25 protein-coding genes and 1 tRNA gene are annotated in these 18292 nt (G+C 33.8%); 22 read left to right on the top strand and 4 right to left on the bottom strand.

What is annotated here, in order from left to right; genetic code table 11:
• Positions 1-24 precede the first annotated feature (24 nt).
• The 3 genes from LPC09_RS17410 (at position 25) to LPC09_RS17400 (ending at position 2788) form a co-directional block, all read left to right on the top strand.
• Positions 25-1122: a M14 family metallopeptidase gene (locus LPC09_RS17410; protein ID WP_231307894.1), complete on the top strand. Its 1098-nt coding sequence runs from the start codon at positions 25-27 to the stop codon at positions 1120-1122.
• A gap of 212 nt (positions 1123-1334) precedes the next feature.
• Positions 1335-2465 carry a YqgU-like beta propeller domain-containing protein gene (locus tag LPC09_RS17405; RefSeq protein ID WP_098799534.1) on the top strand — a complete coding sequence of 377 codons (1131 nt, stop codon included), beginning with the start codon at positions 1335-1337 and terminating at the stop codon, positions 2463-2465.
• A 14-nt stretch (positions 2466-2479) separates the two neighbouring features.
• Positions 2480-2788: an MTH1187 family thiamine-binding protein gene (locus tag LPC09_RS17400; protein WP_098799533.1), complete on the top strand. Its 309-nt coding sequence runs from the start codon at positions 2480-2482 to the stop codon at positions 2786-2788.
• A 59-nt stretch (positions 2789-2847) separates the two neighbouring features.
• Here LPC09_RS17400 and LPC09_RS17395 read toward each other — a convergent pair whose 3' ends face one another.
• A complete protein-coding gene (locus LPC09_RS17395; protein WP_098799532.1) occupies positions 2848-3021 on the bottom strand; it encodes a DUF2759 domain-containing protein in 174 nt (57 codons plus the stop codon).
• 251 nt (positions 3022-3272) lie between these two features.
• Here LPC09_RS17395 and LPC09_RS17390 point away from each other — a divergent pair, with 251 nt between their 5' ends.
• On the top strand, positions 3273-3905 hold the full coding sequence (locus LPC09_RS17390) for an MBL fold metallo-hydrolase (protein ID WP_231307893.1): 633 nt from the start codon (positions 3273-3275) through the stop codon (positions 3903-3905).
• A gap of 64 nt (positions 3906-3969) precedes the next feature.
• Here the strand turns inward: LPC09_RS17390 and LPC09_RS17385 are convergent, their stop codons facing one another.
• Positions 3970-4218: a DUF2626 domain-containing protein gene (locus LPC09_RS17385; protein WP_098799530.1), complete on the bottom strand. Its 249-nt coding sequence runs from the start codon at positions 4216-4218 to the stop codon at positions 3970-3972.
• 342 nt (positions 4219-4560) lie between these two features.
• On the opposite strand from LPC09_RS17385, the gene LPC09_RS17380 reads away from it, so the two are divergent.
• Positions 4561-4941 carry a Spx/MgsR family RNA polymerase-binding regulatory protein gene (locus LPC09_RS17380; RefSeq protein WP_098799529.1) on the top strand — a complete coding sequence of 127 codons (381 nt, stop codon included), beginning with the start codon at positions 4561-4563 and terminating at the stop codon, positions 4939-4941.
• A 44-nt stretch (positions 4942-4985) separates the two neighbouring features.
• Here LPC09_RS17380 and LPC09_RS17375 read toward each other — a convergent pair.
• Positions 4986-5057: transfer RNA gene (locus tag LPC09_RS17375), tRNA-Gln, on the bottom strand.
• 567 nt (positions 5058-5624) lie between these two features.
• On the opposite strand from LPC09_RS17375, the gene comGA reads away from it, so the two are divergent.
• Genes comGA through LPC09_RS17330 form a run of 9 tightly spaced genes read left to right on the top strand, consistent with a single transcriptional unit; the run spans position 5625 to position 10374 of the window.
• Positions 5625-6692: a competence type IV pilus ATPase ComGA gene (gene comGA / locus LPC09_RS17370; RefSeq protein WP_231307892.1), complete on the top strand. Its 1068-nt coding sequence runs from the start codon at positions 5625-5627 to the stop codon at positions 6690-6692.
• A complete protein-coding gene (gene comGB, locus LPC09_RS17365) occupies positions 6682-7716 on the top strand; it encodes a competence type IV pilus assembly protein ComGB (RefSeq protein ID WP_231307891.1) in 1035 nt (344 codons plus the stop codon). The genes comGA and comGB overlap by 11 nt, the downstream gene beginning before the upstream one ends.
• A gap of 10 nt (positions 7717-7726) precedes the next feature.
• The gene (gene comGC / locus LPC09_RS17360; RefSeq protein ID WP_231307890.1) at positions 7727-8041 is read left to right on the top strand and encodes a competence type IV pilus major pilin ComGC; all 315 of its coding nucleotides are present in this window, start codon (positions 7727-7729) and stop codon (positions 8039-8041) included.
• Positions 8016-8471, top strand: a complete 456-nt coding sequence (gene comGD / locus LPC09_RS17355; RefSeq protein ID WP_231307889.1) for a competence type IV pilus minor pilin ComGD — start codon at positions 8016-8018, stop codon at positions 8469-8471. Before comGC ends, comGD begins: the two co-directional genes overlap by 26 nt.
• Positions 8437-8784 (top strand): competence type IV pilus minor pilin ComGE, encoded by a 348-nt coding sequence (comGE, locus tag LPC09_RS17350; protein ID WP_231307888.1) that lies wholly within the window; start codon positions 8437-8439, stop codon positions 8782-8784. Before comGD ends, comGE begins: the two co-directional genes overlap by 35 nt.
• Entirely contained in the window at positions 8708-9211 is a 504-nt protein-coding gene (gene comGF / locus LPC09_RS17345; RefSeq protein ID WP_269217398.1) for a competence type IV pilus minor pilin ComGF, read from the top strand. The genes comGE and comGF overlap by 77 nt, the downstream gene beginning before the upstream one ends.
• Positions 9208-9588, top strand: coding sequence for a competence type IV pilus minor pilin ComGG (gene comGG, locus LPC09_RS17340; RefSeq protein ID WP_231307887.1), 381 nt, complete (start codon positions 9208-9210; stop codon positions 9586-9588). The genes comGF and comGG overlap by 4 nt, the downstream gene beginning before the upstream one ends.
• Positions 9589-9629: 41 nt before the next feature.
• The gene (locus LPC09_RS17335; protein WP_231307886.1) at positions 9630-10127 is read left to right on the top strand and encodes a shikimate kinase; all 498 of its coding nucleotides are present in this window, start codon (positions 9630-9632) and stop codon (positions 10125-10127) included.
• A 52-nt stretch (positions 10128-10179) separates the two neighbouring features.
• Complete coding sequence (locus LPC09_RS17330; RefSeq protein WP_231307885.1) at positions 10180-10374, top strand: YqzE family protein; 195 nt, start codon at positions 10180-10182, stop codon at positions 10372-10374.
• 149 nt (positions 10375-10523) lie between these two features.
• On the opposite strand, the gene LPC09_RS17325 is transcribed toward LPC09_RS17330, so the two are convergent.
• Entirely contained in the window at positions 10524-10838 is a 315-nt protein-coding gene (locus LPC09_RS17325) for a DUF3889 domain-containing protein (protein ID WP_121662817.1), read from the bottom strand.
• A 126-nt stretch (positions 10839-10964) separates the two neighbouring features.
• On the opposite strand from LPC09_RS17325, the gene LPC09_RS17320 reads away from it, so the two are divergent.
• The 8 genes from LPC09_RS17320 to LPC09_RS17285 all read left to right on the top strand — a co-directional run bounded on the left by LPC09_RS17320 (position 10965) and on the right by LPC09_RS17285 (position 18291).
• Positions 10965-11177, top strand: coding sequence for a hypothetical protein (locus LPC09_RS17320; protein WP_098799162.1), 213 nt, complete (start codon positions 10965-10967; stop codon positions 11175-11177).
• 935 nt (positions 11178-12112) lie between these two features.
• Complete coding sequence (locus tag LPC09_RS17315) at positions 12113-12844, top strand: YveK family protein (protein ID WP_098799163.1); 732 nt, start codon at positions 12113-12115, stop codon at positions 12842-12844.
• Positions 12813-13511 (top strand): CpsD/CapB family tyrosine-protein kinase, encoded by a 699-nt coding sequence (locus tag LPC09_RS17310; RefSeq protein WP_442919996.1) that lies wholly within the window; start codon positions 12813-12815, stop codon positions 13509-13511. Before LPC09_RS17315 ends, LPC09_RS17310 begins: the two co-directional genes overlap by 32 nt.
• 67 nt (positions 13512-13578) lie before the next feature.
• Positions 13579-14238 carry an acetyltransferase gene (locus tag LPC09_RS17305; protein WP_231307883.1) on the top strand — a complete coding sequence of 220 codons (660 nt, stop codon included), beginning with the start codon at positions 13579-13581 and terminating at the stop codon, positions 14236-14238.
• Positions 14239-14498: 260 nt separating this feature from the next.
• Entirely contained in the window at positions 14499-15638 is a 1140-nt protein-coding gene (locus tag LPC09_RS17300; protein ID WP_231307882.1) for an IS110 family RNA-guided transposase, read from the top strand.
• Between the two features lie 306 nt (positions 15639-15944).
• Positions 15945-16847, top strand: a complete 903-nt coding sequence (gene rfbA / locus LPC09_RS17295) for a glucose-1-phosphate thymidylyltransferase RfbA (protein WP_098797454.1) — start codon at positions 15945-15947, stop codon at positions 16845-16847.
• On the top strand, positions 16844-17887 hold the full coding sequence (gene rfbB / locus LPC09_RS17290) for a dTDP-glucose 4,6-dehydratase (RefSeq protein ID WP_098797453.1): 1044 nt from the start codon (positions 16844-16846) through the stop codon (positions 17885-17887). Before rfbA ends, rfbB begins: the two co-directional genes overlap by 4 nt.
• Positions 17872-18291: a sugar 3,4-ketoisomerase gene (locus tag LPC09_RS17285; RefSeq protein ID WP_098797452.1), complete on the top strand. Its 420-nt coding sequence runs from the start codon at positions 17872-17874 to the stop codon at positions 18289-18291. Before rfbB ends, LPC09_RS17285 begins: the two co-directional genes overlap by 16 nt.
• Position 18292: the final 1 nt, after the last annotated feature.

Raw genomic sequence — 18292 nt, 5'->3', positions numbered from 1 at the left:
AATAGGCAAATTGGAGGTTCAATGATGATTATCCGCTTAATTAAGAGCATTTCACTTAATGATCTTTCAACTCATTTGCAACTCGACAATCAGCTTTTACATGAGAGCAATGATGTTGAGCTGAGAGGTGAAATAGAAGCAAACACTCAGTTAAATATTCCTGTTAACTGCCTATCTATTGTTGAATGTAGTGATATCGTGGAGTTAGTTGGTGACGATATAATAAAATCCGAACTAAAGATGAAGAAACCTTATGATTCAAATGAGTTAGAAAAGGAAATAGAAAAATTAATTTTTTTGTATCCTTTTATAAAAAAGGATATAGTTGGCTATAGTGTGTTAGGAAAACCTATTTATCAATTAACAATCGGGAATGGTCCTAAAAAGATTCATATGAACGGTTCTTTTCATGCAAATGAATGGATAACTACGAGTGTGATGATGTATTGGTTACATGAATATGTTGATGCCTTAGGGAACGGTTCAACGCGAATAAATGGGCATGATGTCCAATCTATATATAAAGAAACAACTCTTTCATTTGTCCCGATGGTCAATCCTGATGGAGTAGATCTTGTTTTAAATGGATTACCACATGATAACACTTACGAAGCAGGTCTTTTGCAAATGAATGATTTAAGCATCGATTTTTCACAGTGGAAGGCAAATATTAGAGGTATTGATTTGAATAATCAATACCCTGTTAACTGGGATATTGAAAAAGCCCGTAAAATTCCAAAAACACCAGCACCACGTGATTACCCTGGAGATGCTCCTTTAACTGAGCCTGAAGCAATGGCTTTGTCAAATCTTGTTAAAAAACAAAATTTTGATCGTGTATTGGCATTTCATACACAAGGAGAAGAGATTTACTGGGGATATCTAAGGAAAGAACCTGAAGAAGCAGAAGCGATTGTAAGAGAATTTGAACGTCTTAGTGGATACAAAGCAGTAAGAGACATAGACAGTCATGCGGGTTTCAGAGATTGGTTCGTTCATGACTATAGAAAACCAGGCTACACAATTGAGCTAGGAAATGGTGTGAACCCTTTACCGTTTGACCAATTTGATGAAATTTATAAAAAGAGTAAGGGTATTTTCTACGCAGGATTATATATGTAGCAAGCTTTTTAAAACGAGTGATTGAACAATATTCATTCACTCGTTTTTTTATATAGTGTTAAAGTTAAGAAATTCAAAAAAAGTTCATCGGCTTTGATTTTTTTTTACACCTCAGTATGTTATTTTTTAATGAGGAATAATCTAATAATAAAATGAAACATTTTAACATGATAAAACGTATGAAATAATAGAGAAAAAATTAGGAGAGACAGGTGACAGAAAAGTTGATGAGATTAACTAAATTATGTTTATGTTTCTTGTTAATCGTGCTTTTTGGATCGGGTTGTAATCCATCTCATCAACAAGAGAATGATGAAGAGTTACTATCTATGAGGGAACAAGAAACTCCTGTAAAGGGCTCAGGAAATCAACTTCAGGGAAAACAACTCACATTACCGTTAGAAACAGAGGAGGCGCAATTCCACTCAGTTGCTGATTGGAAGGATGACAAGACCATTTTTTATATCCTCAATGATTCAGATGGATCTAAAGTATATACGTATAATATATACTCTGGAGATTCAACATTGTTTTTTACATCAGAGGCACCAATTGTTCAATTGGAAGCAAATGAAGACAATAGTCTTTTATTAATTCATACTAGTCCTTCAAGCTATGAAGCAGAATTAATAATTGTGGACAACGAGGCAAAGGTGCAATATCAGACGACAATTGAATCATATGAGCTTCAGTACACTTGGAATCAGCAAAATCAACATCAGCTTTTTGTATCTAGTTTTAATGAAGATTGGACCTATAATACGTACATAATTGATACAAAAGAGCAAACACTTGTTGAAAATCCAGTTGATATCCCGTTCATTCAATGGATAAATGATCATGAAGTGAGCTATTTAAAGTGGGATCAAGAAGCACCGGCTTTAACTGCTCCATTATATATTTATAACCTTGATAGCAAAGAGGAGACTTCTGTCTCTGATGGGGTTGTTGCTAATACTAATTACACAAACATAATGTCTACGATTGAAATAGTGGATGAGGATGGTACAGCAACTGTTCGTTTTTATGATTCAACAAGTCAACAACAACTTTCGGAGATGCCGACACGTCTAGTTGCCCTTTATTCTGATTGGTCAATTCCATATCATGATATGGATAATAATAACCATTTTTACATGCTAGAAGTGAATAAAGAAAAAACAGGGTTTTCTCTAATTTCTTTTTCATTAGACTCTGGTGAAAAACAAACTGTTATAGAAAAAATGGAAAATCTCCCAATAAAATTATCACCAAACGGGGACTATGCACTATATGGTGCTAGATATGAGCATCTAATCAATTTGGACTCACAAAAGATGTTAAAGCTAATTTCTTTAAAGTAGGAAGGATGACAAATATGGCAATAGTAGATGTAACAGTAATTCCAATCGGAACAAATACACCAAGTGTTAGTGAATATGTAGCAGATATTCAACAAATCCTTAAAAAATACGAATCTGAAGGGAAAATAAAGTATCAGCTAACTCCAATGAATACCATTATTGAAGGGGAGTTACATACATTGCTTCAAGTGGTTGAAGACATTCATGAAGCCCCTTTTAATAAAGGAATTCAGAGGGTAGCAACCAATATTCGAATCGATGATCGACGAGATAAAAAGTCTACAATGGAAAGTAAACTAGAAAGTGTACAGAAGCATTTTTAAAAATAATCAGTAAAAAACCCCTTAGCATATTGCCAAGGGGTTTGTTCTGTTTTTAATTATTAGTGTGCAGTTGGGTAACCGTGGTGAATAAAGGTCATTACGGCAAACCATCCAAATACAGCTAAAGTACCAAACGCAAATGCTGCACCAAGAAGGTTTTTATCTTTCAGTGAACGAATAAGTCCGAAAATCCCTAGAATGGTTACAAGTGCAAAAATAATCACTAAGCCCATTAATAAAGCCCCCTTACTCTATGTAGATCATTTTTCGTTGAATCAGTTGTTTAAAAAACAAATACAATAACAAGTCCTTCTAATATTTTAATCGGTTTCATGACGTTTGTCGAGTTTATTTTCGATTCTATTTGATTCAACAGATACCACTATATTTTCCATCATGTTCTATTATTAACCATCATGTGGTTATCATCATGTTGATAGATAGTGTAAAATGAAAGCAAGTAAAAAATTTGGAGGATGAGAATATGAAATGGAGACAACTCCCTTTAGGACCACTGCAAACGAATTGTTATCTTTTTTTCAATGAAAGGAAGGAATGTTTAATTATTGATCCAGGTGGTGACGGGAAAAAGCTGATTAGCTTACTTGAGCAGCAACATATAAAACCATTAGCGATCTTACTTACACATGCTCACTTTGATCATATTGGCGCAGTAGATGATGTGAGAAAGCAATGGGGAATTCCTGTTTATGTACATAAACAGGAGAAAGATTGGTTGTCAGATTCATCTCTAAATGGTTCTCAATTTTTTATGGCCGGTGCTGTTAGTGTGGCAGAGCCTGATAAATTAATTAAAGGTGAAGGAAAATTAGAGATAGGTGAGTTTTCTTTACAAGTATATGAAACACCTGGTCATTCCCCGGGAAGCGTTTCTTTTTATGTAGAAGAAGCAGGGATCGTTTTTTCAGGAGACGCATTATTTGCAGGTAGCATTGGCAGAACTGACCTGCCGGGTGGCAATCATGAGCAACTAATAAAAAGCATACATAACAAGCTATTGAATCTACCAGAAGAAACAATTGTTTTGTCAGGACATGGTCCGGTAACCAGTATTGAACAAGAGATGGAAAGCAATCCTTTTTTAAATGGTTTTTAATAATAGAAAAACAGGCAGCTATACAAAATAGCTGCCTGTTTTTTCATTTACATTGGTGTTTTAATTAATGTCCCATGTTATGTCCTGGAATCATCATAAATGTTGTCCAGTACGTAAATCCGACAAAGAAAATAGTTAGGTAAGCACCAAAAATATAAATGTACATGCGTTCGGATAATTTTAAATAAGATAAGAAAACAAAAAATCCAGTTTGTCCGAAAAAGAGTAAGGAAGTCGTCTTCATATCCCCAAGATAGAACATTACTGCGAAGATTCCCGTCCAGAAACCTAATACTCGGAACATACGATCCATATGTATCCCTCCTTTGTTGACTTTGCCATAAGCTAAAGTGGTAGATAAACCTGATGTTAGAACTACACAAAAATAACATCTATATGATAGCTTTTGACAAATCATAATCTGACATACAAGTCCATCACTTTAATTATTATAATGTACCATTTATATACTTGTAAATAGCGTTTACAATCATGCTGCAACAAACTAAAAAAGAAACGGTTGTTGTAATAAAAAATTCAAAATATCATTAAACAAATAACTATACAATAACTATACAAATGATGTACAATTAAACCAACAAGTTATCAGGGGCCAATGATAGATCAAACACTTATTACCTGAGGAGGAAGTATCGTGAATAATCTAACGTTCTACAGTTACCCAAGTTGTACATCATGTAGAAAAACAAAGCATTGGCTAAAAGCGCACAATGTAAACTTTCACGAAAGACATCTTTTTCGTGACACACCATCTATAGATGAACTTAAACAAATCTTATCTTTAACAACAGAAGGCATAGATGAAATTCTTGCAACAAGGAGCCAAACCTATAAAGACTTAAATATCGACGTAAATGAACTCTCTCTATCTGAAGTACTTACACTTATGCACCAAGAACCAAAACTCCTACGCCGTCCAATCATCACAGACGGAAACAAACTGATCGTAGGCTACAACCCACAGGAACTAAGCAAGGTAGCAAGAAAACAGGAACTAAAAAAATCAGTATCATAAAAGAAAAAGACGTCTGCCACAAGGCAAACGTCTTTTTCAGATAGCTGGGCTAGCTGGATTCGAACCAACGCATGTCGCAGTCAAAGTGCGATGCCTTACCGCTTGGCTATAGCCCATTGATTAACCTTCATGAATCATCTTCTTCGAAGCTGCTTCATGAAATTGCTTCGCAAGAGGATATTCTGGGATATTTCTGAAGGAAATATCACGGAATATCGTCGACAACTAAGTAGAACCTGTGATGAAGTAAGTGCTAAGCAAAAAGTAGACCAAATTTGGTTTCACTAAAAGCTCCATCTCAAAGCACTACCCAGCAAGAGGATATTTCGTGATATTTCTGAAGGAAATATCACGAAATATCGTCGACGACTAAGTATGACTTGAGATAAAGTAAGTGCAAAGTAAAAAGTAAACCAGATTCTGTTTCACTAAAAGCCCCATCTCAAAGCACTACCCCAGCAAGAGGATATCTTGAGTGAAATACTTTCCCTCAATCCGACTTACAACCTCTATTATGTTCGATTTTCCATTTTCTATAACAGAAAATCACAATAAATTTATCTTCTTCCTATGAATAAAGAATAATGACCTATTAAACCGCCCTTAAAATTCATTTTTACCGATGTGCAAAAAATCTTACCATTCTGTACAATGGTTGTACAAAGAAGAAAGGAGAAGTAAAAGTGAAACCAATTGAACAAATCAGTGAACGTATTATAGAAGAAGCCTGTGCATTAAGAGCCTCAGACATTCACATTATTCCCAGAGAACAAGACACACTCATTCAGTTTCGAGTTGATGATGATTTAATTGAAAAACATACGATGAAAAAAGAGATCTGTGGTCGGATCATCTCTCATCTAAAATTTCTGGCTTCGATGGATATTGGAGAAAGACGAAGACCTCAGAATGGATCACTATCACTTTCTACTACTAATCTAAATGTTCATCTAAGATTATCCACCCTCCCTACCATTCACGAAGAAAGTCTTGTGATTAGAATTTTGCCACAAGAGAAAATACCGCCAATAACACATTTATCATTGTTTCCTGCCACAACAAACAAACTGCTCTCCATTTTGAATCACTCACATGGTTTAATGATTTTTACCGGCCCAACTGGCTCAGGTAAAACAACAACACTTTATTCTCTCATTCATTATGCAAAGCGTCATTTTAACAGAAATATTATCACGTTAGAGGATCCGGTAGAAACGAAAAGTGAGGAAGTATTGCAAGTTCAAGTTAATGAAAAAGCGGGGATTACCTATGCTGCTGGGTTAAAGGCAATTCTGCGTCATGATCCTGATATTATTATGGTTGGAGAAATACGAGATCGAGAAACAGCTCAAATTGCGATTCGCGCCAGTCTAACGGGTCATCTTGTTTTATCAACCATGCATACAAGAGATGCAAAAGGAGCGATATATCGATTAATGGAATTCGATGTAAGTTTATCTGAAATTGAACAAACTCTAATTGCGGTCTCAGCTCAAAGACTAGTTCAACTTAAATGTCCATTCTGTGAAGATCAATGCTCTCCTTTTTGTAAGAAGCTAAGACAAAAAAGAAGGTTAAGTATCTATGAGCTTTTATATGGAAAAAACCTAACAGCTGTAGTAAAGGAGGCGAAAGGAGAATTAGCTTCCTACCAATACCCAACATTAAAAGATGTTATTAAAAAGGGAATTGCACTAGGATATCTTTATCCAAATTCTTATGACCGTTGGGTGTTTCGTTATGAAGATTAATAAAAAATGGAATTTAAAAGATCAATTATCATTGTTAAAAAGATTAAGTAGTTTGCTAGATAAAGGGTATACATTAAATGAAGCCTTACAGTTTCTTCATGTTAATGAGCAGGGTTATAAAAAAGCTGATTTACAGCAATGTATGATATACCTATCAGCAGGTAACTCATTTCGAGCAGCTCTTTCAAGCTTAAGTTTTCATCGGGATGTGTTAAGCTATCTTTATTTTGCCGAACAGCATGGAGACCTAGAATTCTCACTAAAAGAATGCAGTGGAATTTTGGATAAAAAACTCACACAGTTTGATAAGCTAGCAAAGCTACTACGATATCCCATCTTTTTATTATCAACAGTGGCAATTATTTTATTAATGATCCAATTTGTTGTTACCCCTCAGTTTGAGCAGTTATATGCTTCTATGAATATTGAAACCTCCTTTTTTTCACTTTTCTTAATAATCGTTTTTAATACATTAAAGCTGTCAGGAATCTTACTAGTGGTAGCAGTAATCATAATTGCTATTTATTTCTTTTTTATATTTAAAAAGCAGTCAGCAGATTTACAAATGAATACCATTATTAAAATACCCATTTTAAAACGAATATTTGTTATTTCACACAGTTATTTTTTTGCTCTGCAATTAAGTAATTTATTAAAAGGGGGGATGTCTACTTTTGAGAGTTTAAAAGTGTTTGAAAGTCAGAATCTATTGCCGTTTTTTAAGGTAGAGGCAGGCTACCTCATTCAACAATTACGAGCTGGTGAACAACTTCATCACATTATTGGTGAACGATGCTTTTATGAAAAGGAGCTTTCCCTTGTTATTTTGCATGGACAAGCAAATGGTCAGCTGTCACGAGAACTTTACACGTATAGCCAGCTTATTATCGATAAGCTTGAGCAAAAAATGGTGAAAATAATGGGAGTCGTTCAGCCAGCTATTTATGGATTTGTAGGTATGATCGTGTTATTTGTCTATTTGTCTATGCTTTTACCGATGTACAAGATGATGGAAAGCTTATAGGAGGTATACGATGAAGAATGAAAAAGGATTTACGTTAATTGAAATGTTAATTGTATTACTCGTTATTACAGTATTGCTGCTTATTACGATTCCAAATGTCACGAAGCATAATAGCAGTATTCAAAAAAAAGGCTGTGATGGGCTTATTAATATGGTGCAGGCTCAAGTAACATCTTATCAAATTGATCATAAAAAAATACCTACAGTAGGAGAATTAGAAACAGGTGGTTATTTACGAAACACACCAGTATGTCCAAATGGAAATACGGTTGTAATTGCCGCAGATGGAGTGGTTTCTGATGGGGGAGCACCGGCTGCAGATTAATAAAAATGGCTTTACTCTTTTAGAAACAGTTCTTGTGTTGGCCATTGTAAGCAGTATGAGCTTGATTTTTATTGCGAATATTGTCCCTATTTATAATCAAAAAGTATTAGATACTTTTTTAGATACATTTGAAAAAGATGTCATGTATGCACAGCAACACGCACTGATAAATGAAGAAAGAGCATATATAGTATTTGTACCGAGTCAGAACAAATATACAATTGAAGGGACAAAGCTTGGGTCAATTCTTATTGAAAGAAAGTATGACAGCAGAATTAAACTTGAGGCTGAAGTATTTTCAAACCGAATCACTTATAATCCTAACGGATCAATTCGAGCAAGTGGAACTATGCACATTACCTATTACAATCAGTCTTATAAGGTGGTTTTTTATCTTGGAAAGGGTCGTTTTGCTCTTCAAGAACTATAAAGGCTATTCATTAGCTGAAACAATCACAGCATTTAGTATGTGGATATTAATAGTCTCCATCCTTATCCCTCAGCTTGTTCTTATCACACAAGAGCGAGTTACAACAAAACAAACTTCTGATGCATTGAAATTATTACACGAGAAAATTCAATCGGTAGCTTTTTCGGACTTTGACAAGGTAAACGAAGATATTGAAAAAGATTCTGTGATTTATCACTTAATATGGAAGGAGGAAGGTGCGGATCAAAAGGCTTGTATGGAATGGACAAGTTTGTATAAAAAAACAAAATCGGTTTGCCTTCTTGTATCTTAACGAACGGGGGTATACGTTTTTGAATATGCTTCTAACCTTTTTCATTTACTCCTTCATTATTTCAACTCTCACCATTATTTTTCACTTTTTAATTTCTCATTCTCAACATCCTGAAGACTTAAGACCATTTGAATGGGAACTTTTTATTATTCAACTTCATAGGGAATTTAAAGAATCAAGTAACATTACCATTCAGGATACAGAATTAACGTTCACTAATAATACTGGACAACATGTTAGTATTAATCACTATAAAAACCTAATTCGTAGACAAATAGCTGACAGAGGCCATGAAATCCTCCTTTTAAAAGTAAAAACAATGACTTTTCACCAGGTTGACAGGGGTATTCAACTTTCTGTCATAAGTGAGGCTGGGAAAGTCTACACTTATACATTTAGAACGTATAAGGAATTAGTTAAAGTATGAAGGACGAAAAAGGGTTCATTTTGCCAAGTATGATGGTGGTCGTGTTTTTCTGTTTACTAATAACAGCACATATCTCAATGTCCTTAGTAAATGAAAAGAATTTTTATGAAGAAACAAAACAATATTATGCTCTTGATTCAATCATGCAAGTTGCAGTTGAAAGGTCACTATTGGAAGTGAAGGATGGAACTGCTTTACTTAATGAACAGATATCAGTGAACACGTTTAATGGTCAATATAATTACCTAGTTCAGGAAGTCTCACCACTGATTTTTCATGTTTCTATCACATGTCAAACAAATGAAGGAAAAGAATATACAGCATCTTATCAATATGATTCTTCAATAAATGAAATGATTTTATGGTCTGAATATTAAAAATTATGGTATTGTAGAAAGAAAACGTGGAGGAACTGGTTTTGGAAGCAATATATTTAACTGGATTTATGGGAGCAGGAAAAACAACAGTTGGTCAACAACTTTCACAAAACATGCAACTTCCTGTTATTGATACAGATCAAGAAATCGTAAAAAAATTAAATAAAAGCATTAAAGAAATATTTGAAGAATATGGTGAAGCCTTCTTTCGCGATCAAGAAACGAAAGTCTTAAAAGAACTTCCAACAAAGGACATTATTATTACAACCGGCGGTGGGATTGTTATTAAGGAAGAAAATAGAGCTTGGATGAAAGAACATGGTAGGATCGTGATGCTTCATGCAGATATTGATACAATCTACGAACGTGTTCACTCAGATAAAAGTCGACCTTTAGCAAGTAAAAAATCAAAACTAGAGCTTACTGATTTATATCAATCACGAGTAAGCTTTTATGAAGATTGTACTTTGTTAATTGAAACGGCACAAAAAAGTATTGAAGATATTGTGAATGAAATAAGTATACGATTAAATGCTTAGAACTTTGGAAATAAATAGAGGTAGATACCATTAATAATTGAGGTGTTTTACCTTGTCTACAAATGATTACGTTAAGTATGTTACACAACAAATTGTGAAATTTATGGACACGCCTAAAGAAACAAGAAAACAGCAACGGCAGGAACGCAAGGATCTTGATGCATCCTCTTCTTATTACAGTAATCGTTGGTTAGGTGTTTTGCCTTTTGCAGTAAGATTGTTAATGAATAAGAAAAAAGATCGATAAAGAGGTAAGAGAACAGTGCAGTTATAAAAACTGTGCTGTTTTTCTTTTTACTAGCAACATAAAAATACTCTGTCATTAAAGTTAATTTATATGACAGAGCTAATCCGGTCGACATTATTTTACAAATATCGGGAAGTGACAGGCACCACCTATGCCTCCGGTACAACCTGAATCTTTTTAATTTCACCAGTTTTTGAATCATATGTTATGGTTGTATAGACAGCAAAATCGTCCATACCTTCACGTAATGTTAAGCGATATTGCTTAACTGTAAAATCCTTCTTCTTTTTGTCCCAAATCTTTTGAGAAAACAATACCTGTGATAATGGGTAACGTTTTTTTGTTTCTTTTACTGCAACATCTTCCCATGTTTTTTGAGAAACAGCATGAACTTCAGGCGAAAATGAAACCTGTGTTGCTGTTAATCCGTACAGTATTGTAAGAAAAAATATCCATTTCTTCACCTATGAACACCATCCTTGCTACATATTTTTACCAATACATTGAAATTCATACATAGGTTGAGAGGTTTAATCATATGGAGGGAGTAAGAGGGAAAGAAGAAAGAAAATAATAAGGGGGAAATAGTAGTGATAGGTTTTATTACGTTGTTAATATTTATTACACTTCTTTTCATTGGGCTAGCAGTTGGAATTGGAACAAAATCGAGGAAAAATAGTAAGAATAGAAAGGGAAAATTGTCCTTTATCCCAACATTTTTTATTGGTGATTCCCACCACAAGCATGATCACCATGATGCAAATGATTCCTCTGACAGCTTTGGAGATAATAGAGGAGATTGAAGAAGATCAATTACGTATCCTGCTTATTGGATGTACTTCTGAACTCACTCAATCTAAAATGTCGATCAGTACAACATAAATGACAAGCAGAGAGAAATCAATGTTGGAGAGAAATACTTAGTTATTACGTGATCTCGCTTTCAAATGATCATCAGCTTCATTTAGTTGTTAAACATTATAATAAAAAATAGAAATAAAAATAATGTGTCTAATATATATAGTCCCATTACAACAGAAGATCAATTCTATACCCTATTGTTTTCATGAAAGAAGACGGGTGAAGGATATGAGATTCACGCATTAATTTTTGTCAAAAATGGTGTGAGCGAGGTAGAATCTTATGAAGTAAATGAAACACAAAATTCATCATTTCTGTTTATAAATTAGAGGGTGAAAAAAACTTCAACTCGAATAAAGACACTATTGTCGGAGTAACAATAGGAGATAATGGAAATGGATTTAATTACCCAGACATACCTCTCTTTACAAAAATAAAAAAGTTCATTGACTTGTTCTTTATAAAGTACTATTATGAAAATAGACCTAATCCAAAAGATTACATATGATCACATGAATTACAGTATATACATATATAGTTAAATAAAGGTATATCGTTTTGTTCTTTAATGAGAACATAATTGAGATGTAGTGGTAAGCAGTTAGTATTAAGAAAAAAATTATACATACTAGTTTGGTGATATCTCCTTACCATTGTCAATGGAGGTACTCGGTTATGCTGTGGGTTAATGATCTTTGACCTTAGACACAAGTTGTCGAGAGTGTAATGTGAGGAGGGGTTAGATGCCCTAGTTTAACTTGTATATCTAGAACTTAATATTTAATCCTTTTATTATCAAATACTACATTTCTTTTGGTCAATTAAAAAGGTGAAATATAATGTTTTGATTCACACGACTATATTTGTGGAGGAAAAAATGGATGAAATTAGTTTAAGGGCTATGTTTCATACCCTAAAAAAACGCTGGATCTTAATTGTTCTTATTCCTTTAATTGCATCCCTAGTTAGTGGTGCTATTTCAATTTTCTTATTAACACCAATTTATCAGGCATCTACACAACTACTAGTAAATCAAAAAGACACGCAGAATCAGTTAGATGCTAATTTATTAAGGAGTAATGTAGATTTAATTAATACCTATAGCGATATTATAAAGAGTCCTGTAATTTTAGACAAAGTAATTGATAAACTTAGTCTATCACAAAGTGTTGAGGAGCTAAATAGTAATATCTCCATAAACAGTCAAGCAAACTCGCAGGTTTTTTCGATATTCGTTGAAGATGTAAATCCAAGAAAGGCAGTCGAAATTGCAAATACTGTATCTGAAACATTCCAACAAAATGTTACTGGAATTATGAATGTTGATAACGTTAGTATTCTTGCGAAAGCTAAACTAAATGAGAACCCTACACCTTTAAAGCCACAACATGTATTGAATGTTACTATTGCATTGGTCATTGGCTTAATGATTAGCTTTGGAATAATTTTTTTAATGGAGTACCTAGATAATACATTTAAAAATAGCCATGATATCGAATCATATCTTGGACTCCCTGTCTTAGGGTCTATTCCAGAAGTTTCTCATAAAAAAAGTTCTAAAGCAAAGGCACTAGGAGGTGAAGCTCTTGAATCAAAAATTGAAGCATAGAGGGAAAAGTACAATTCAATTAATTGCACATAGTAATCCTAATACGGCTATTACTGAACAATATCGGCATATTAGGACCAGTATTATGTATTCCTCAGTAGATAAAGAGCTTAAATCTATTATGATTACTTCATCTGAACCAGGTGAAGGAAAATCTATGACAGCTGCTAACCTGGCAGTTGTTCTTGCACAGCAGGGAAAGAAGGTAGTCCTTGTTGATGCAGATTTAAGAAAACCCTCTATTCATTTTACTTTTAATTCTAGTAATATCGATGGGTTAACAAGTGTATTAACAAAGAAAATCAGCTTAAATGGTGCAATTAGTAGCACCTACGTTCCAGACCTTGACATATTAACATGTGGTCCCATTCCTCCGAACCCTTCAGAACTATTAGACTCAAAGGCTATGGAGTCAGTAATCAAAGAACTAAAAGCGACTTTCGATTACGTTGTTATTGATACACCACCCGTTATTACTGTTACAGATCCGCAAATTATTGCAAATAAATGTGATGGTATTGTTATGGTGGTGAAACGTGGAAAGACTAAGAAAGATAAAGCACAAAAAGCAAAAGAGCTTTTAGAAAAAGCTGAATCTCGATTGATTGGTGTCGTCGAAAATGGAGTTAAGTATACTGAGACTAATTACTATGGAAGGTACAATTAATCAAAAAATCAGCAATTTAGCCTCAAATATGTATCTTTACTTTACAGATAATTTAGGGGGGGAATTTATGAAGAAGTTGGTTATCTTTGGAACCGGGAAGACAGCAGAGTTAGCTCATTATTTTTTTACAATGGATTCAGATTATGAAGTAGTGGGATTTACGGTGGATGCAGGGTACATTGGTTGTAATGAATATTGTGGACTCCCAGTATACAATTTCGAGAACATCGAAAATCAATTATCTACTGATGATGTTTATTTTTTTGCTGCTTTAACCTATACAAAGATGAATGAGGTTAGAGAGAGTAAAATTAAAGAAGCGAAGGAAAAAGGGTTTCGTTTAGCGAGCTATATAAGTACTAAAGCCAATATTTCTAGTAATGTCAAGGTAGGTGAACATTGTTTTATACTTGAAAATAATAATATTCAGCCTTTTGTAGAAATTGGTGAAAATAATGTCTTGTGGAGTGGAAATCATATTGGACATCATACAGAAATAGGAAATAATAATTTTATTACTTCACATGTAGTAATTAGTGGAAATGTTACTATTAGAGATAACTGTTTTATCGGTGTTAATGCTACATTACGTGATGGGTTAGTAATTGCTAATTATACGTTAATTGGAGCAGGATGTTACATTAATAGGAATACAAATCAACATGATTTGTATAAAGCTAACTATTCTAAATTGTCTAAGTTAAAGAGTAATCAAATTAGTATTTAAGCAAATAAAACAATTATGATCTTTCGCTCTCAACCTAGGAATGAAAATGGTTCCCCTCTCCCATAATGTAGATACCACAAACAGTGAGTATATAACGTGTCTTTTATTGGTGGTTTTACCCTGTAAATAAAACTGTTGGAATGAATTTGGTGTACAACCTATTGTTAGCTCTCTTTCTAAGAGATGACTACGAACAGAAAAATGTCTAATTTCAAATTCATTCCACTGTTTGTGGAATAATCTTATCGAAGGTGAATAAAGTGGAGACTTTACACAAATGTTGTGCCGGTTTGGATGTTCACTCAGAAACCATTGTTGCTTGTGTATTACTAGGTGATTCAGAAACTGATATGGAAAAAGTGATTGAAACTTTCCCAACTTTAACCAAGGATTTATTTCGTCTTCTTAAATGGTTAGAAGAAAAAGAAGTTACTCATATTGCAATGGAAAGTACGGGAGTTTATTGGAAACCAGTTTACAACATCTTAGAAGATTTTTTTGACATTACTTTGGCTAATGCACAAAGAATTAAAAACGTTCCAGGTCGGAAGACAGATGTTTCGGACGCAGAATGGATAGCCAAATTATTAAGACATGGACTAATTGAAAAAAGCTTTGTCCCTCCAGAAGACTTTCGAAATCTACGAGATTTGACACGGCTTAGAAAGAAATGGATTGGGCACATGACATCTGAGAAGAACCGAATTCAAAAAGTGTTAGAGACTTCAAACATTAAATTAAGTACAGTTATTTCAGATGTATTTGGTGTTTCAGGAAGGAAACTCTTAGAACAACTAATATTTGAAGGTTTTATTGATCAGGAAGAAGTTGAAAAAAAGATACATGGAAGAATGGCTCATAAAAAACAATTGATTACTGATTCATTATTCGGTACATTAAATGACCATCAACTTTTTCTAATTAAACAATCCTGGATGCATATTACCTATCTAGAAACGTTAATATCCGATATTGAGAAAAGGATCGATGAAATTTTACTAGATTATCAGGAAGAGGTTCAACTTCTAATCACAATGCCGGGTATTAAAAAAGATACAGCAGCAGTCATCATTGCAGAAATTGGAGTAGATATGGGACAGTTTCCAACTTCTAAACATCTCGCTTCATGGGCAGGGTTGTCACCTGGAAATCATGAAAGTGCAGGAAAAAGAAAAAGTACAAGAACGGTTAGAGGAAATCCACATATTAAATCTGCATTGTGCGAAGCTGCATGGGCTGTTTCAAGGAGTCGTAATAAAAGGTTGGGAATCAAATATTGGTCGTTGGCTGCGAGAAGAGGAAAGAAAAAAGCACTCGTTGCCATAGGGCATCGAATGCTTACGATTGTCTATCATATGCTTCAGAACAAAGAACCCTACCAGGAGTTAACTTCAAATTAGCATTATAGACAAAAAATAGAAAAGTTAAACGAGAAACCGTAAGGTACGGTAGCTCTGCTTTCCTATTGCCAAATTTAATTATCTATAGCTTAATCAAAGTTGATCAAGTTTAAACAAGTAATTTATTTTCACAGAAAAAAAGACTGAACAAAATAGGAATTTGTTTACGTTAATTAATAATAAAATAGTTTTACCTCATCTTTTCTGCTTATACTAATTTATTGGGAAGTATTAATTTAAGGATATAAAATTCTTCATTAAACATGGTAGTTTAGGATTCTAAATAAAAAAGAGTGGTGATTTGAATTGAAAGGAATTATTTTAGCAGGTGGAAGTGGCACAAGATTGTACCCGCTTACAAGAGCGATTTCGAAACAAATGCTTCCTATATTTGATAAACCAATGATTTACTACCCACTTTCCGTTTTAATGTTAGCAGGCATAAAAGAAATATTAATTATTTCGACCCCTGAAGATCTGCCAAGATTCATACAGTTACTTGGAGATGGTAGCTCTTTAGGTATTAACTTAACATATAAAATTCAGAAGGAGCCTAACGGCTTAGCTGAAGCCTTTATCATTGGAGAAGAGTTTATTGCTAAAGAGAGTGTGGCACTAATTCTTGGTGACAATATTTATTTTGGTCCTGGTTTTACAGCTGTTTTACAAAGGGCTGCAAGTCGTAAAGAGGGTGCAACTGTATTTGGTTATCGCGTAAAAGATCCTGAGCGTTTTGGTGTAGTGGAATTTGATCAAGATTTTAATGCCATATCCATTGAGGAAAAACCCGAGAATCCAAAGTCAGATTTTGCAGTAACAGGATTATATTTTTATGATAATGAGGTAGTGGAAATTGCAAAAAACATTTCACCTTCAATACGGGGGGAATTAGAAATAACTGACATTAATAAGTATTATCTGAAAAATAATAGATTAAAGGTAGAATTGTTAGGTAGAGGTTTTGCTTGGTTGGATACAGGAACACATAATTCTTTATTAGAGGCCTCGCTTTTTATTGAAACAGTTGAAAAGAGACAAGGTTTTAAAGTGGCATGTTTAGAAGAAATCTCTTACCGAATGGGTTATATTGACAGATTAGAACTGATTGATCTCGCAAGGCAACTAAATAAAACTGAATATGGTAATTATTTATGGAATATTGCTAATGAAACAAAGCAATCAACTTGGAATCTGGTTGGTATCCTATGAAAAAAGATAATATATTAGTTACAGGTGGAGCGGGATTTATTGGCTCAAACTTTATCGCTTATTTATTAGAAAAATATCCCAATTATCATGTTATTAATCTAGATGCGTTAACATACGCAGGTAATATTATGAATCTCCAAGAAATTCAATTACATGAACGCTATGAATTTATTAAAGGGGACATTAGGAATCAGTCGTTTTTACTAGATTTGTTTAAACACTATGATATCCAAAATGTCATACACTTTGCAGCAGAGTCTCATGTAGACAATTCAATAAATAATCCTATTGCATTTACAGAAACAAATGTACTAGGAACACTTAATTTATTAGAAGCTGCAAGAAGTCATTGGATGTTAAACACATCTATATATAAAGAAGGTTATGATCGATCAAGGTTTCATCATATATCTACAGATGAAGTATATGGTACTTTAGGGTCTGATGGATATTTTACTGAAAGAACACCATTTGCTCCTAACAGTCCTTATAGTGCAAGTAAAGCCAGTTCAGATATGATTGTAAGAAGTTATTTTCATACTTATGGAATGAATGTAGTGACATCTAATTGTTCTAATAATTATGGTCCGAAACAACATGATGAAAAGCTAATTCCTACGCTGATTCGAAAAGCTTTACAAGGAGAACCGCTACCTATTTACGGGGATGGACAAAATATTAGGGATTGGCTTTACGTAGAAGATCATTGTAGAGCAATAGATCTTGTCTTTCATAAAGGAAAGACTGGAGAAACGTATTTAATTGGTGGTAAAAATGAGCGAACCAACCTGGAAATTGCCTATACAATTTGCCTGTACCTTGATAGGATAATGCCGAAAACAAGTAGTTACAAAGACTTAATTGAATTTGTTCAAGACCGACCAGGACATGATTTTCGATATGCAATTGATTCAAGCAAAATAGAAGAGGATCTCGGATGGAAACCAAGAGATACCTTTGATATCGGTATAATAAAGACAATGGATTGGTATATCAAAAAATATACTGAGTCAGGAGTAAGAAGATGGACAACTGCTTAATTAATTTTACGGTGATTGGAGATAATAGAGGTTCGTTAATTTCATTAGAAGCACTTAAAAATATACCCTTTGAAATAAAAAGAGTTTATTACATTTACAACACCATCAATGATTTGCCAAGAGGGTTTCATGCTCATAGAGAATTAAAGCAGGTACTTATTTGCACGAGTGGTTCATGTAGAGTTGTTCTAGATAATGGAGAAACCAAAATGGAGCATCTGTTAAATAAATCTAGCCAAGGACTAATTGTAAATAAAATGGTGTGGCGTGAAATGTATGACTTTTCAGAGGATTGCGTGTTAATGGTGCTAGCAAGTGACTATTATGATGAAGCTGATTATATTCGAGATTATGGTGTTTTTTTACAGATGATTGAAAATACACATAAGGTTTTTGAGGGATGAT

The sequence above is a fragment of the Metabacillus sp. B2-18 genome (genome assembly GCF_021117275.1).
Classification (GTDB): Bacteria; Bacillota; Bacilli; order Bacillales; family Bacillaceae; genus Metabacillus.
The sequence above is the reverse complement of the archived record's forward strand: the minus strand, read 5'-3'. Positions and strand labels throughout refer to the sequence as shown.